At 49.1% G+C, this 16,349-nt stretch carries 14 protein-coding genes; 3 read left to right on the plus strand and 11 right to left on the minus strand.

Annotated features, from left to right (window positions below; translation table 11 throughout):
• Position 1: 1 nt before the first annotated feature.
• On the minus strand, positions 2 to 751 hold the full coding sequence (gene trmB / locus H4O21_RS11420; RefSeq protein ID WP_182809002.1) for a tRNA (guanine(46)-N(7))-methyltransferase TrmB: 750 nt from the start codon (positions 749 to 751) through the stop codon (positions 2 to 4).
• The gene (gene nfo / locus H4O21_RS11425) at positions 751 to 1,605 is read right to left on the minus strand and encodes a deoxyribonuclease IV (protein ID WP_182809003.1); all 855 of its coding nucleotides are present in this window, start codon (positions 1,603 to 1,605) and stop codon (positions 751 to 753) included. The genes trmB and nfo overlap by 1 nt, the downstream gene beginning before the upstream one ends.
• A gap of 524 nt (positions 1,606 to 2,129) precedes the next feature.
• Between nfo and H4O21_RS11430 the strand changes: the two genes are divergently transcribed.
• Entirely contained in the window at positions 2,130 to 2,990 is an 861-nt protein-coding gene (locus H4O21_RS11430; RefSeq protein ID WP_182809004.1) for a sulfurtransferase, read from the plus strand.
• A gap of 66 nt (positions 2,991 to 3,056) precedes the next feature.
• Here H4O21_RS11430 and H4O21_RS11435 read toward each other — a convergent pair whose 3' ends face one another.
• Positions 3,057 to 3,839 carry a ParA family protein gene (locus H4O21_RS11435; protein WP_182809005.1) on the minus strand — a complete coding sequence of 261 codons (783 nt, stop codon included), beginning with the start codon at positions 3,837 to 3,839 and terminating at the stop codon, positions 3,057 to 3,059.
• Between the two features lie 350 nt (positions 3,840 to 4,189).
• Between H4O21_RS11435 and H4O21_RS11440 the strand changes: the two genes are divergently transcribed.
• The gene (locus H4O21_RS11440) at positions 4,190 to 6,106 is read left to right on the plus strand and encodes a beta-ketoacyl synthase (protein ID WP_255487275.1); all 1,917 of its coding nucleotides are present in this window, start codon (positions 4,190 to 4,192) and stop codon (positions 6,104 to 6,106) included.
• A 78-nt stretch (positions 6,107 to 6,184) separates the two neighbouring features.
• Here H4O21_RS11440 and H4O21_RS11445 read toward each other — a convergent pair whose 3' ends face one another.
• The 6 genes from H4O21_RS11445 to H4O21_RS11470 all read right to left on the minus strand — a co-directional run bounded on the left by H4O21_RS11445 (position 6,185) and on the right by H4O21_RS11470 (position 12,952).
• The gene (locus tag H4O21_RS11445) at positions 6,185 to 6,799 is read right to left on the minus strand and encodes an OmpA family protein (RefSeq protein WP_182809007.1); all 615 of its coding nucleotides are present in this window, start codon (positions 6,797 to 6,799) and stop codon (positions 6,185 to 6,187) included.
• 63 nt (positions 6,800 to 6,862) lie between these two features.
• A complete protein-coding gene (locus tag H4O21_RS11450) occupies positions 6,863 to 7,876 on the minus strand; it encodes an OmpA family protein (RefSeq protein WP_182809008.1) in 1,014 nt (337 codons plus the stop codon).
• Between the two features lie 98 nt (positions 7,877 to 7,974).
• The gene (locus H4O21_RS11455; protein WP_182809009.1) at positions 7,975 to 9,012 is read right to left on the minus strand and encodes a hypothetical protein; all 1,038 of its coding nucleotides are present in this window, start codon (positions 9,010 to 9,012) and stop codon (positions 7,975 to 7,977) included.
• 90 nt (positions 9,013 to 9,102) lie between these two features.
• Complete coding sequence (locus H4O21_RS11460) at positions 9,103 to 10,128, minus strand: alpha/beta hydrolase (protein ID WP_182809010.1); 1,026 nt, start codon at positions 10,126 to 10,128, stop codon at positions 9,103 to 9,105.
• Positions 10,129 to 10,200: 72 nt separating this feature from the next.
• Entirely contained in the window at positions 10,201 to 11,814 is a 1,614-nt protein-coding gene (locus H4O21_RS11465) for a diguanylate cyclase domain-containing protein (protein WP_182809011.1), read from the minus strand.
• A gap of 7 nt (positions 11,815 to 11,821) precedes the next feature.
• Complete coding sequence (locus tag H4O21_RS11470; RefSeq protein WP_182809012.1) at positions 11,822 to 12,952, minus strand: ABC transporter substrate-binding protein; 1,131 nt, start codon at positions 12,950 to 12,952, stop codon at positions 11,822 to 11,824.
• A gap of 353 nt (positions 12,953 to 13,305) precedes the next feature.
• Between H4O21_RS11470 and H4O21_RS11475 the strand changes: the two genes are divergently transcribed.
• Positions 13,306 to 15,480, plus strand: a complete 2,175-nt coding sequence (locus H4O21_RS11475) for a malate synthase G (protein ID WP_182809013.1) — start codon at positions 13,306 to 13,308, stop codon at positions 15,478 to 15,480.
• A 52-nt stretch (positions 15,481 to 15,532) separates the two neighbouring features.
• Here the strand turns inward: H4O21_RS11475 and H4O21_RS11480 are convergent, their stop codons facing one another.
• Together H4O21_RS11480 and H4O21_RS11485 are read right to left on the minus strand one after the other, a co-directional pair.
• Positions 15,533 to 15,958, minus strand: a complete 426-nt coding sequence (locus H4O21_RS11480; protein ID WP_182809014.1) for a helix-turn-helix domain-containing protein — start codon at positions 15,956 to 15,958, stop codon at positions 15,533 to 15,535.
• A 64-nt stretch (positions 15,959 to 16,022) separates the two neighbouring features.
• Complete coding sequence (locus H4O21_RS11485; protein WP_182809015.1) at positions 16,023 to 16,346, minus strand: hypothetical protein; 324 nt, start codon at positions 16,344 to 16,346, stop codon at positions 16,023 to 16,025.
• Between the last annotated feature and the right edge of the window lie 3 nt (positions 16,347 to 16,349).

The raw sequence follows: 16,349 nt of genomic DNA on the forward strand, positions 1-16,349 counted from the left end.
CTTAATCTGCCTCAGCACCCTGCCCGGCAAAAATCCACTGAAAAACATCCTGCCCACTGGCCAGATACTTACGCTCAAAAGGTGTCATAACCGGATCAGGCCTTATGGCCTGCACTTCATCGGCAAAACCCTGCAACTTAAACTGAACATCTTCCTCAGATAAAAACAGCAGTCCTTCAGACTTCAGTAAACCATAGGCCATTGCCATTTCCTGGACATAAATTTTCCAGTTACTACGACATTCAAAAACCCCACCCAGCTGAGCAATAAAGGGCAGAACAGGCCCTCCGTGCCAGCGCAATTTGAACTGGCTCTTTTTGGGATAAGGATTGGGATACAACAGATAATGGCGCTCTGGCTGCCAGCCTTCTTCAACGGCTAACCGCCAGAAATCCAGTAAATTAGCTCTGACCAGCAACCCGTTATCCGGCAATTCACCATGCTGACGACTTAACCGGTCTGCCGACTGATCAACGCCAATGACAGCATGATCAGGAAACATATCTGCCAGCCTGCGGGTACTTTCTCCTATACCACAACAGCTATCCAGAATCAGTGGCTTATTCTGGCTGACAAGCCAGGACTGAGCTTGCTGAAAAGCCTGAATATTATGTTCCTGCAACGGCTTTTTAAACGGCTGATACAGGTGCTTCATAACCCGTTCAACCAGTTCCTCATGCGGCTCTTGCTGAGTACTGCTGATCTCTCTGGAATTACCGAAGCTGATATTGCCGTGGGGACGATGTTTCATCAGGTGACCTCACCCAGTTCAAAACGCCTTAACATCTGAATCTCATCCGCCCAGATTTCAGGCTCAATGGTTTCCAGCACCAGAGGAATGCCATTGAACCTGTCGTCCTGCATCAGCCAATGAAAGCATTCCAGTCCAATTTCACCCTTACCAAGACTATGATGTCGGTCCAGACGACTGTTCAGTCCACCTTTAGAATCATTCAGATGCATACCATACAGATAGTTAAAACCGATAGTCTGATCAAAATCAGCAAAAGTGCTGTCACAGGCTTCAGCGGTTCTGAGATCGTAACCGGCAGCAAACATATGACAGGTATCCAGACAAACACCGACCCGGTTTTTATCATTAACCTGATCAATAATTGCAGCCAGCTGATCAAAACTATGCCCCAGATTAGAACCCTGCCCGGCCGTGCACTCGATAACCGCAATAACACCTTCTGTCTGCTCCAGAACCCAGTCGATGGATTCTGCAATACGGTTCAGACAAGCAGCTTCATCAATTTTCCTGAGGTGGCTGCCAGGATGGAAGTTCAGATACTTCAACCCCAGTAACTCACAACGCTGCATCTCATCCAGAAACGCATCCCGGGATTTTTGCAGGTTTTCACTTTCCGGGTGCCCCAGATTAATCAGATAACTGTCATGGGGCAGAATCTGATCGGCTGTAAATCCCAGTTTTTCACAACTGGCTCTGAACTTCCGTACCGTCAGCTCATCCAGAGGTTTTGCCTGCCAGCGCCGCTGATTCTTAGTAAACAGGGCAAAAGCATTTGCCCCGATTTCATGCGCATTAACCGGGGCATTAAACACACCACCGCTGGCGCTGACATGGGCACCAATATATTTCATGCAGAACTCCGTATTCACAGATCAGAACCGGTGCAAAAAGCACAGATGTATTGACGCTATTTTACTCTCCTCTCCCAGTACATCCCAAACTCAATCCTTTTGAAATCATTAAAAAAGGCATATCAATCAATAGGATAAAAGTTTTTACATAAAATATTTTACTCACAGCCCTGTAATTATGGGAGATTACACTAAAATCATTACATTTCATAAAATGTAATTCCTCCCCTGACAATGCCTTCAATATGACATTCACGATCTGAGTATCAGGAGGGTAACCTTTGACAGCCTCTATAGGGTAAAGATGCTAACCTGCTCAACAGCGACTTCCCTCTTGCCCTGTCAGAGTTACAGGATTAATCTCATATTCTTACCTGGCTCTTACACACCCCACACCCAGACTAAAGATTTCGATATTTTCAGCCAGCAGCAGGAGAATATGGCGATTTTTAACGGGCAAACCTTTTTTACAGTGCTTAACCCGTAAGAGCTATTCTGAAACAGAAGTACTCTCAGGACAGGCTATGACACAGGATGCGATTCATCAGCAGAACACTCTGATCAGCGTTCAGACCCTCCAGCAACATTTATCTCAGGATACAGAGCACCCGGTTATTATTGACTGCCGCTTTGCCATGGCCGCTCAACCTATGCCGGATGCCGGACAAGAAGCTTATCTGAACGGACATATACCGGGAGCTGTGTATGCTGATCTGGACAGACAACTGTCTGATCCGGTTAAACCGGGCCTCACAGGTCGCCACCCGCTCCCTTCAAGCGAGCGTTTAATGGCAGCCTTTAAGCAATGGGGCATCCGTCAGAATAAGCCGGTTGTGGTTTACGATCAGAACAATAGCTCTATGGCCGCAGCCAGAGCCTGGTGGTTATTGCGCTTTGCCGGATTAACCGATGTACGAGTACTGAATGGCGGACTGGATGCCTGGCAAAGCCAGGGGTTGGCTCTCGAAACCCAGGAGAACAGCTGTTCAGATGCAACAGATTTTCAGCCGGAATGGCAGACTGAACGCCTGGTGACCGCCAGAGATATTGAACAGGGAAACCCGGACCTGGTCGATGCCAGATCCAGAGAACGCTTTGCAGGTCAGGCAGAACCAATTGACCCGGTAGCAGGCCATATTCCAGGCGCCAGCTGTCTGCCTTTTACGGAGCTGGTCGACAGCTCAGGTTTTTTTCTGCCTGAAAACGAGTTACGACAGAAACTGACAGTATTTAAAACCCCTGATCCGGTGGCTTACTGTGGCTCGGGTGTCACAGCCTGCCACTTGATTCTGGCCTGTGTTGCAGCAGGCCTGCCCGAACCCCGTCTGTATGCCGGTTCCTGGAGCGAGTGGATTACTCAGGATCGGGCTGTGGCAACAGAGTAAGCTATCAACCAGGTACAGACAGACTGCTCAGAGCGCCCCACAGCCCTGCAAACAGAACGGGTAAGGTCAGCGACTCTGAGCACCTTCTTTAAGATGATTAAACAGGTCAACAAACTGTCCTGTCAGCTTATGCTTAGGCAGATGGTAGATCAGCGGTTTATTCAGCTGATGGGACTCCCGCATTTTCACGGATGACATCAGATGTACCGGCAAAACCGGATAACCATCATTCACCAGCTGCTCAACCAGCTGCTGAGGCAATTTAGCCTGTGGCTGCATCTGATTAACAACAATACCCTCGACTGAAAGATCAGGATTATGGTCCTGCTTCATCTCCTCAATAGCGTCCAGCAGCTGAGTCAGTGCCTGTAAAGAAAAAGCATCACAATCAAAAGGTATCAGACAGCGGTCAGCACCAATCAGTGCTGAGCGGGAAAAAAAGTTCAGCGCAGGCGGCGTATCAATAAAGATATGATCATAATGCTGAGCTTGTTGCTGCAGCATCTCTTTCAACTTATAAATTTTATAACGGGATTCCAGCTTAGCTTCCAGTGTTTCAAGATCGGCATGAGCAGGTAACACATCCAGGTTATCCCAGGGTGTAGGCTGAATCAGCTGCTCAACAGGCTTTCGCTGCGAAGAGATAGTCAGAGCCTGTTCAAAAAAATCAAACACAGTATCATCCAGCTGCCGGACCGGCATACCCGTCAGATAGTGACTGGAATTTCCCTGCGGGTCCAGATCCACCACCAGCGTTTTAAACGACTGACTGGCACTAATTGCTGCCAGATTACATGCAATGCTGGACTTACCAACACCACCTTTCTGATTAAATACAATCCGGATCATGCTTTCCCCTCTCGCCTGATTCTGCCTGAGAACTGATTATCAATGATAAATATTGCGACGCAGCACAGAATTAGTGTATTCCTTTTGCTGCAAAGGGTCGAGCCTGCAAAAGACCAGGATTCCGTTTGCCATTAACGACATGGTTTTACCAGAGAAGATGCAACGACAAAGCCCGCTGAATGTGACAGAAAATCATGCCTTATGCTGGTGCAGGGCGTAGCCGGGGGGCCTGGTTAGTGTTAACATTCCTGGTTCATTTTTTGGCGATCAGGTCGTGCAAAACCTCTCAGCCATTCCCGTTTTACATCTGTAACAGACTTTCGTTGCGTCACCGATATGAGGAGTGGGGCTTGTCACATTTACCGGTAATCATTGGTTTTGGCGGCGTTAATGCCGCAGGGCGAAGCTCAGGTTTTCAGAGCTTCCGCCGCACCGTTTTAAACAACCTGCCTCAACAGGAGCAGACCAGAACCCTGATCAGTCTGGCATGTATGATGGGACTGTTAAAGCCCGAACAGGATCAATGGCAGACCAAAGATAATCAGCTTCTGAATGACGACGCTGCAGCGGAATTTGTACGCCAGCAGGTACTGGAGAATACACTGATTCGCAAGACCCACCCGAATCTGTTTGATACGGAAGGTCTGCCTGCAAATAGTAAGCTGAATATTGAGCAGGAACAGAACGAGCCACTTTCATTCACGATCCGCCAGAGAAATCTGCCTGAAACGATTCCTGCAAACTGGGATATCAAAGAATTACCAGCGGGCAAAGTCCGGGTCACAATTCAGGGCAGTTTTGAAGCGCTGGTACCGGACAAAAAACAGGCGCAGGTCAAAGCTTCAGCTCAGATACCCACAGGCTTTAACCCTGGCGATTTTTATCGTTCAGTGCACCACCCACGAGGATTACAGATGGCGGTCTTTGCCGCCTCGGATATGCTGGGTAATACAGGGCTGGACTGGGACAGCGTAAAAAGCAAGCTCCGCCCTGATCAGATGGCAGTCTATGCCGGTAACTCAATCGGTCAGCTGGATCAGTTTGGCTGGGGTGGCCTGCTGCAGAGTTTTACCGCCGGTAAACGGGCAACCTCCAAGCAGATGCCACTGGGTTATGGCCAGATGCCTGCTGACTTTATTAATGCCTATGTTCTGGGCAGTGTCGGCGCTACCGCAGGTCACCTGGGGGCTTGCGCCAGCTTCCTGTACAACCTGCAGGCCGCTGTCAGTGATATTCGCAGTGGTCGACGTCGACTGGCTGTTGTGGGTACCAGCGATGCTCCGATCACACCTGAAATTATCGAAGGTTTCCGGGTTATGGGCGCCCTGGCTGATGATGCCAGTCTAATGGCACTGGATGCCCTGGAAAAACTGACCGATGCCGATTACCAGAAAGCCTGTCGACCATTTGCTGAGAACTGTGGCTTCACTATGGCAGAAGGGGCGCAGTATCTGATGCTGACGGACGATACTCTGGCGTTGGAACTCGGCGCTCAGATCTTTGGTTCCGTACCCGATGTCTTTGTGAATGCCGATGGCTACAAGAAATCTATCAGTGCACCAGGTATTGGCAACTACCTCACTCTGGCTAAATCGGCAGCTCTGGTGAAATCCATTCTGGGGGAGGAATCCCTGCAGAAGCATAGCTATGTGCATGCTCATGGCACCAGCACCCCTAAAAACAGAGTAACGGAATCCCATGTACTGAACGAAGTAGCAAAAGCCTTCAGTATTAAAAGCTGGCCAATTGCCGCCATCAAGTGCTACGTAGGCCACTCTCAGGGCACAGCAGCCGGAGATCAGGCTATCAGCGCCTTAGGCACCTGGGCCTGCAATATGATTCCAGGGATCGCAACCACTGAGAAAGTTGCCGATGATGTCTATCAGAGTAATCTTGAATTCTCCCGGCAAGCTATAGACCTGACGGAACGCCGAATGGATACGGCATTTATCAATGCGAAGGGCTTTGGCGGCAATAACGCAACGGGGGTTATCTTTTCCCCTGAAGTCACCCTGTCTATGCTGGCAAAAAAACACGGTCAGCAGGCTATCCGGGACTGGGAAAATAAGGTAACTCACATACGAGAACAGGCCGCTCAATACTTACATCAGGCCGATCAGGGCCAGTATCGCATTGTTTATCACTTCGGGGATCAGCAGGTATTGGAAGGGCCTGAACTGGAAATCACCGATCAGGAAATCAGCATTCCGGGATACGCTAAGAGTGTTAGCCTGCAACTGGATAATCCATTTCAGGATATGACCTGAGCGGGTATACCTGAATATCAGACAGATATCTGTAGCCAGAATTAAAAGTGCCGGACTATTCCAGTCCGGCATTTTTGCTTATTCGGTTCTTAGCAATTCCCGGTACTGTATGCCATACGCCACGACTTCTATTCGCCGGTTCTCTGTATGCGCTTCATCAGTATCGGCCAGGTTTTTCAGCTGAGTCTCGCCGTAACCTTTTGCAACCAGCCTGTCATTCTCAAAGCCAAACTCGGCTTTTAACATTTCCAGCACAGCCTGCGCTCTTTTTTCTGACAGTAAGAGATTATATTCCTCACTGGCAGTTGAAGAAGTATGTCCAGCCACTTCAATCTGAGCATTCGGATAGTGCTGTACAAATTCAATCAAACGCTGAAACTCGCTGATAAAGCCAGGCTTCACAACCGCAGAATCATTATCAAACAGAATATTCAGCTCAATGGCTGCCAGTTGCTGCTCAATCATATGGCAACCGTCAGTATTCACCCGGTACTCAACCGGTGTCCCCGGGCAAAGATCCAGGCGATCAATCACGCCATCCTGATCCGCATCCGGTTCTGGCAGTGAGATAATACGGGTGGTCACCGTCGGATGAGGTTGTTGCATACCAGTCTCACTGTAAGTATGCAGCTCATCAGCACAGATTGATGCAGAAAACATTCCGGTAAGCAGAAAAACAGACAGGTTACGCATTATTCCCCCGTATTCAGATATTCAGGCCAGAGCTGACACAGATCAGCTCCGGCATACAGGTAATCAGCGCTGCTTTTTACGCAGTTCAGTTGCTGATACGCTGGCTTCAACGCGGCGGTTAATACTTGCTTCCGCTTCGTTGCTGCTGCTATTAATCAACTGAGTTTCACCAAAACCTTTGTACGTGACACGATCCGGAGCAATACCGAATTCATTCACCAGCAGACCCGCTACATTACGGGCGCGCTTATCAGACAGTTTCTGGTTATAGTGAGCGCTGCCCATTGAACAGGTGTGCCCCTGAATCTCAACCTGAGTATCGCTATACTGATTCATAAAATCAGCAAACTGACCCACACGCGCCAGATACTCACCCGTTACTTCAGCTGAATCTTTGGTAAATTGAACAGTCAGTGTTTCAGTAACCGTGTGTTTTTCAATAATGACACAACCATTAGCATCTACCGCGTATTCCATTGCGGAATCAGGACACAGATCATTATCGTCAATTACGCCATCTTTATCCGTGTCAACCGGTGCTGCAGGCTGCAGGCTTGCAGTCTGCAGACCCGGAGTACCGCCAAAGCCATAACGCAGGCCCATCTTAGCACCAAAATCGGTATGATCACCCAGGTAAGCAGCGACTTCAGCAAATGCAGCCAGACCACCAGAAATAGTTCCCTGAGCGCCCAGGCCCAGGTTAACAACCGTATCTTCGTCACCCGCCGTCAGCTGCTTAATACCTGCGATAGCATACGCAGCACCGTAATCCTGGAAACGATACAGCAGGTCTGCACCGTAACGCTCTGCATCTGTATCTGAACGACCGCCAGAACGATCAAAATCCAGCGAGGACCACTCAATACGCGCGCCCAGACGCGGATCAAAGAAGTAACCCAGTTCCAGACCCAGGCCCTTACCATCTTCAATATAGTCAAACTTTTCCTTTGAATCTTTATTGTCAGAAGGAATATTTAACTCACCAAAACCACCAACAAACAGTCCTTCAGGGCTGGCGGCAGATGCTACCGGAGCAATCGCCAGAGCAGAAAGAGCAATTAACAGAGAACGTTTCATAAGACATCCTGTAAGTATAAAATTTCAGATAACAGACCAGTTACAATTGTACACAACCTTCTGCCACCCTGTGTGTGTTCAGGATCACAAAAGGCTTGTTATTCTTTTCTGAGAATAAAGCTTTTCAGAACAGACTGTTGCAGCATAGATGACAGCTCCTGAACTGTCAGCTTTTCAGCCTGCTCAGATGAATCGGCCATCAAATGATGGCGATGATGAAATGTCAGCAGAACATTCCCCTGATTATCCTTTATATCAAAAATCCCATCACTATCTGTCTGATAGTGATTATCACGCTGTTGACGTTCAATACTGAGGTCAAACTCCAGTTCAAGATCAGGAGGTACACCTTCCTGCCCAGAGCAAATACGATCTCCGGCCAGAGTAAAACCGGCCTGAGTGACAGACTGTCTGATAGTACGCAACTCCGAAGGTGGCAGGCTGTTTCCTGGCTGCAGACAAATCTGTGTATTGTTCAGAATACGTAACAGCTGTTCCTGCTTCTGCAGGAGCGGTACTGTCAGACTTTTTCCCTCTTCTGAGCCAGACACCCACCTGAACAGCTCGGCTTTTTGATAACGCTCTGCAAACAGCATCAGCTGCTGCATCACCCGGCGTTTCTGCACCCGGCTATCCATTGATACGGGGCGCACCAGCTGACTCAGTCGATCATCCAGTTGCTTAATCTGCTGAGCTATGAGTCCGGCAGAAAAGCGTCGATTCAGATGTGCCAGTACGTAGATCTGGTTCTGACGTTCATCATGCCACTGAGCCTGCCAGTCCAGCCCGGGCAGATCAACATCGCCGCTATTGTCGGTGAAAAGCTGATAAATCGCATCCGATAAATTGTGACCATGTTCAACCCGTCCCTGATCACCTGTTTTATACGACCGGATCAGCTGGCGTTCAAGCTGATAACGGGCCTGAAGCCGCGCCTGATCCAGCACATCGGATTGTTTGTCATATACCCCGGCAAACCCGACACCATAAAGGTGTCCCTGTCTTTCTGGCCTCTGTTCAATCCACCCCGGACGTTCTGTTTTTATGATTCTGGCAGAGTGCAACCCACACCCGAGCAGAGACCAGCTAATCAGAGCCAGACCAATGAGATTCCTTTTCCTACCGCATACAAACACGTGTATTCCTCTAACAACAGATAAACTGACCACTGATACTACCTGATGACAGGTTATTCCCTTATCACAAGGCGGTTTTGCCTGATAAACTCAGAGATGATCCAGATAATAACGCAGATGGGCCAACCATTGCTGTCTGATCTGGAGAGATTCATTAACCAGATGATGACGGGCCGACGGATAAAGCCTGATTTCAGACTCGACAAACTTCTGCTGTAAAAATTCCACATTAAATCGCCAGTCAACCGTTTTATCTTCCTCTCCCTGAATAATCAGAACCGGTACAGCAATCGGGTCAGCCTGCTCCGTTTGTTCAATCCACTTTTTCAGTGCTCCCACCCAATCGGTTGCCAGATAACAGGGTTGAAGCGGATCTTCCCGTAAAAAATGCAGAAAATGTTCATTATGGCTGTTCCGTGAATAGCTGCGCTTTACCCGCTTCATAAAGGGAGATAACAGGTGATAACTGAGCAAACCCTGAGACCAGTTCCAGGGCCTGACCAGAGGCGCCAGCATAATAGTACAACGAATATCTGTTTCAGCGTGATATTCGTGGTTCAGCCACCAGTCTGTCAGAATCGCCCCACCGGTGCTCTGTCCGATCAGATGCAGAGGCTCCGGTAAATGGTGACGTGAAGAACACATCACATCCCACAAGGCATGGGTATACTCTGAAAAGGAGATAATCGAAGCCCTTGGTCCTGATGATAACCCATGTCCCGGCAAATCAGGAGCAACCACCGCATAGCCCTGCAATAACAACGCCTCAATCAGATGCGTATATAAGCCAGTATGATCATAATAGCCATGTAACAGATAAAAAGTGCCTCTGATATGCTCTGTCTCAGGCAGCCATGTCTGATAAAACACTTCATAGGGCTTAGAAAAAACGCAATTCAGGCGATAAACTGCGGCCGGTAACCGATCCAGACAATAATATCTCCGATAAAGCTGATACCCCTGCCAGGCTTTGACGGCAGTAATGTCCGGACATAACCTGTTATCCGGATCAAACCGGCTATTTTTGCCTGAACATCCGGGATATACCGCATCTGCTAAAGCCCCTGACAGCAAGGCTTGTCTGATTAACACACTGGAAAAGGGGTCCTGTTCCATGGGATAGTCTCCGGGCAGCAAGAATAACAACACTTAACCAGCAGACTGAATCAGACCGGAACAGTCCGGTGCTCAGTCTGCTGAATCAGGCTGATAATCAGTACTCTCTGCCTGATAACGACAACAGGCATTTTTACCAGCTTTTTTAGCCTGATACATAGCAATATCTGCCAGGCGTAGTAACTCCGTACTGTTTGTAGCCTGTTCAGGACTGACAGCGATACCAATACTGCCTGAAATACGTACCGGATGCCCGGCAATATTAAAAGGCAGTGCCAGTTGCTCCAACAGCTGACTCGATAACAGATCAACCTGCTGTTCCTTCTGCAAATCAGTAGTACCCGCGGTTGATAAATGATGATGTACAAGCAGTACAGCAAATTCATCGCCCCCCAGCCTTGCCAGTAACCCTTGCTGCTGTACCACCGATGACATTCGGCGGGCGGCAGCAATCAGTAACTGATCGCCAATCAGGTGCCCCAGAGTATCATTCACCTGCTTAAAACCATCCAGATCAATAAACATCAGCGTCAGCACCGGCCTGTGATGATCAGAAAACTGAGCCTTCAGCTGCTGCTGAAAGTTATGACGGTTAGCCAGTCCGGTCAGACTGTCAAAGTTGGCCTGCTGTTCAATCAACCGCCAGGCCTGATTAAGCTGAGTGATATCAGACAGTACGACCAGATGCCCTTTATAGAGCTGATGTTCATCGAACTGGGGGACTGCAGTGATCAGAACATCCAGGGTCTGATCACCCCGACGGAAAAGCGCCTGTAATTCTGATACCGACTGCTGACCATAAAACGCCTGTTCCAGCTGATAGCGTATCCTGTCGACATGATCTCCTGCGAGGAAAGACCAGAGCACTTCTCCCAGAAAATACTCCGCAGCCTGCCCGGCTTGCTGACATAGATAATCTGAAACTTCAGTAATATGCGCCTGCTCATCAATACTCAGCATCAGGGCGGGAGTATTATGATACAGCGCACGATAACGGGCCCGGCTGCTATGCAGCTGCTTTTCCTTTGTCGTCAGAGAGATCTGAATTTGATTATATTCACGGATAATCTGCCCGATTTCATCATCAGAGCGCCATTGTACCGGCTGCAGGCTTCCCTCCTGCTGACTCTGATTAATGGCCGCCAGCAGCTCAGACAGTGGTCGACGTATCACATAACGACTGATCATCAGTACACAGAACAGAAAGCCCAGCGTCATCAACCCGATCAGCACCAGATCCTGCAGAATTCTCTGAATCAACAACTGGTTCAGACGCTGATGGCTGAAACTAATCTGCAAACGCCCGGCCTGCTGCACAATATGTGCATTCTGGTAAACAATCGCCCGGCTGAGATGCTCAACTCTGGCCTTGCCTTCTGTTCCTCCCCGGCTCAGCACTTCATTACCGCCCTCATCCTCAATGAGGACCTGGACAATATCCGGGTCCGTCATCAGAGCAGTAATAATCTGTTGTAGCGCCTCATATTGATAGTTCCACAAGGGTTCTGCCATCACCAGGGCAGATGACTTCATCAACTCCTGCTCCTTTGCCTGTAGTTCCTGCTCAAAACGGACTACGGTCAGCCAGGAAAATAACCCCAGCATCAGCACAGCAATACCAGCAACAATAGGCAGTAACAGCAGAAAAAACTTGCCATGTAATGAACGTACATTAAACAAAGACAAAACCACCCTATCCGTTTTTATCACTGACGGATCTGAACAGAGCTTTCAGATCAAATAAGTATCCGCGCGACTCCCCCCCCGGAGATAAACGGAAATAAGAAAAATCCACTTTATCCCAGTTCTGATCTCCGAAAACGGCCTGGAATTGATCAACATTATTCTGATCAATAGCCGACATAGGAAAACGAATACGACCGTTCCAGGCAGACAAATCGACACCATCAGCATGATCTCTCAATATCACCATAGACCATGCTCCGGCCATAAAGTGACCACCATCGGTCAGCAGCATCTCTCCCCGTTCAACCATCGCCAGCCCTTCCGGAGACCAGTTCAGCCCGGCCACAAACACATCCTCTCCGGGTTTCAGGCCCTGCTTTCGGATCGCCTGTATCGCCCCCTCAGCAATAGGATCATTGGCAGCCCACAGAGCCTGCAGACGAACATTATTACGCGACGCCCATTGCAGATAACGCTCTGTCATCACCTCTGCATCCCTGGCGTTCCAATTGGCATACAGTAAACGATCCAGCAGCACATCATCCGCCTCATTTACCCTTTTCAGCATTCCCTCATTACGCAAAATAGAGGCCGGAGTAACCTTATCTCCGGCAATCGCCAGCATATGCACGGGCTGCTCTGGCTTTCCTCCTGCGGCCTGAATAATGCGCTCAGCCATACGAAAGCCTGCGGTGTAATTGTCCGGAGTCAGGCTCCCCAGCCAGTGTTTATATTTCTGGCCGGGTTCTCCCATTCTTACAGCCTGCTGCCCGGTGAAGTCATTCAGCAATAAAAACACAGGTATCGCCTTTTCCTCCGCCAGGCGCACAATGTTTTCGGCGGACTGCTCTTCATTAACGACCACCAGATAATCCGGCAGATTATCTGTTTCACTCAGCACGCTATCGCCTAACTGCTGCATCCGGATTCGATTACGTTCGGCATAAAGCACTGTCAGTTCAATATCCAGGTCTCTTGCCGCTGCCTGCATGGTTGCCGTCACCATGTCCCAGAAGCGTTCCCCCTGTTTACCCGGATTGATAAAACTGATCTTCAGAGCCTCTGCACAGACAGAAAAGCTCAGACTAAAAATCAGCCCGCCTACAAAAAAATAAGATAGGAAATGTCTTAACTTCATATCCGCCAGTCCTCAGTCCTGCCACCAGATCGGCAGGTATTTTCGCAACACTCACCAATACACAGATCAGGGGTTATTCACTACTCTGAATTCCGGTACATACCTGTTAAATATATGCAGCAAACCCGAAGATGGCGCTGATTCAGAACATTTTTTTAAAAATTTATGACCTGCGCGTCGCATATATCTCATTCATTAGGCGTACACCCAGGGACAAAAACCCCCTGTTTCGGGTATCTTTACCGGGCTGATCATGATGTAAATCATGGTATAACAAGCATGCAGCCACCTGTTCGCCGGCACACGAGCAGAGAAAGAGCTGCAAATAAAATATGAATTAGAGGCACATATCCATGACTGAACGCGTTCAGACCGGCAACCTGAGTGTTGCTAAAACGCTTTTTGATTTTATTAATAACGAAGCTGCACCCGGCACAGGTGTAGACGTTGCACAATTCTGGGCTCAGTTTGACGCCATCGTTCACGATTTAGCGCCGCGTAACCGCGAGCTGCTGGAAAAACGTGAACAGCTGCAGGCTCAGATTGATGAATGGCACCGTGGTCGTAAAGGCCAGGCCTTTAATCTGGAAGAGTACAAAGCCTTCCTGACTGATATCGGTTACCTACTACCGGTTGGTGACGACTTTGAAGTCACGACTTCAAATGTCGATCCTGAGATGGCAACTATGGCCGGCCCTCAGCTGGTAGTACCTGTGATGAACGCCCGCTTTGCACTGAACGCGGCGAACGCTCGTTGGGGCAGCTTGTACGATGCACTATACGGCACTGATGCCATCTCAGAAGAGGGCGGTGCAGAAAAAGGTCAGGGTTATAACCCGGCTCGTGGCGCTAAAGTAATCGCTTTTGCCCGTGACTTCCTGAATGAAGCCGCACCACTGGCGTCATCTGATCACACCGAAGCGACTCTGTACGCCGTTAAAGACGGTGCACTGGTTGTGACGCTGAAAGACGGTTCTGAAACGGGTCTGGCTAACGCTGAGCAGTTTGTGGGCTACACTGGCAACGCTGAAGCCCCTGAATCTGTACTGCTGGTTAACAACGGCATGCACTTTGAGATTCAGATCGACCGTACTCACCAGATCGGTTCAGTCGACGCCGCTGGCGTCAAAGATATCGTTATGGAATCGGCACTGACCACCATTATGGACTGTGAAGACTCCGTTGCAGCAGTAGACGCTGACGATAAAGTGGTGGTTTACCGCAACTGGTTAGGTCTGATGAAAGGCGACCTGACCGAAGAAGTAAACAAAGGCGGTCAGACTTTTACCCGCAGCATTAACGGTGACCGTGAGTACACCGCTAAAGACGGATCTACCCTGGCGCTGAAAGGCCGCAGCCTGATGTTCGTGCGTAACGTGGGTCACCTGATGACTAATGGCGCGATTCTGGACAAAGACGGTAACGAAGTACCGGAAGGCATCATCGACGGTCTGTGCACCTCTCTGATCGCTCTGCACGATCTGAAAGGTCTGGGTCAGTTCAGCAACACCACCACAGGCTCCATGTACATCGTAAAACCTAAGATGCACGGTCCTGAAGAAGTGGCGTTTGCCAACGAGCTGTTTGCCCGTATCGAAGATGCACTGGGTATTGAGCGCTTCACCCTGAAAATGGGCATTATGGACGAAGAGCGTCGCACCACAGTTAACCTGAAAGAGTGTATCCGCGCGGCGAAAGAGCGTGTGGTGTTCATCAACACAGGCTTCCTGGACCGTACCGGTGATGAGATCCACACCTCTATGGAAGCAGGTCCTATGATCCGTAAAGGCGATATGAAAGCCACGCCCTGGATCAACGCTTACGAGAACTGGAACGTCGATACTGGTCTGGCTTGTGGTCTGAGCGGTAAAGCCCAGATCGGTAAAGGCATGTGGCCAATCCCTGATCAGATGGCAAACATGCTGGATGCTAAGATCGGTCACCCACTGTCCGGTGCGAATACCGCATGGATTCCATCACCAACGGCTGCGACGCTGCACGCTCTGCACTACCACAAGGTTGATGTATTCGCCCGCCAGGAAGAACTGCGTAGCCGTGAGTTCGCCTCTCTGGACGATATCCTGACGGTACCTGTAGCAGAAAACCCGAACTGGTCTGCAGAAGAGATTCAGCAGGAGCTGGATAACAACGCTCAGGGTCTGCTGGGTTACGTTGTACGCTGGGTTGATCAGGGTGTAGGTTGTTCTAAAGTGCCGGACATCAATGATGTGGGCCTGATGGAAGACCGTGCAACACTGCGTATATCCAGCCAGCATATCTGTAACTGGGTTCACCACGGTATCTGCTCTGAAGAGCAGGTGATGGAAACCCTGAAGCGTATGGCTGCAGTAGTAGACCGTCAGAACGAAAACGATCCGACGTATACTCCGATGGCTCCTGGCTTTGATGGCGTTGCTTTTGAAGCAGCTTGCAAGCTGATCTTTGAAGGCACCAAACAGCCAAGTGGTTACACCGAACCACTGCTGCATGCTTGCCGTCTGAAACTGAAAGCACAGCAGGCCTCTTAAGTCCCGCTGACTTTCAGACTGAGCGATAAAACGATCTCGTTTTATCGCTCTTTTATGCTCCGTTGAAAAAAACGGATGGTGAGATTTTAAAGCGCTGAGAAAGCGCCTGAATATGATCTCTGGTCAGACTTCTGGAACCATTTAAGATCATGGAAACAAGGCTTTTGCTGCCTAACTCGTCTTTCAGGTCGTCAGCTTTCAGATGATATTGATCCATTATTGTTCTGAGAATGGCTGCGCCATCGTCAAGCGCTGCAATTCTTTTGTTAAAGTCGGAAAAATACTCTGACTCCTCTTCCCACTTCTCAATAGAGACTGATAGCACCTCAATTAATGGCAGGTACTTGTCGTAATCCTCGATCAGTTCATCCATTAATTCCAGAGCTTGCTCATACTCAGCTTCATTATGGATGCGACCAACAAAGCTGGCTTCGGCAAAGAAATCGACAGCTTTTTGCTTCAGAATTGCGTACCTCATTAGTCAGCCTCCTTTGCGTACTCCGAACGAAGCGTTCCTGCTATCTGAGATTGTTATAACCAGCTTACTCTTTAATGGCCTTGAACCATGACTCATCGCCAAGATGAAAATAAAGCATACCGTAAATTTGATCTTTGCCAGTTACTTCAACCCAACCCCGGCCACTTACTGGATCGTACTCACTACTTCCATCCCAGGAAAATTCAGCTTTTAGTGGCTGCCCTTTACCTGAATAACGACAGTCCAAAAATCCCTGCACGGTTCCAAAAACAAACTCACCCCGTTGATCCGAACCAAAACTAATGTATCCAGGCTCAACGAGATCAATATAGTCTTGATCCCATTGCTCCATTTCAACTATTTTCCATCGTCCTCTCAGTTCTTTCATGTG

Source organism: Oceanospirillum sediminis (assembly GCF_014164585.1).
Lineage (GTDB): Bacteria > Pseudomonadota > Gammaproteobacteria > Pseudomonadales > Halomonadaceae > Oceanospirillum > Oceanospirillum sediminis.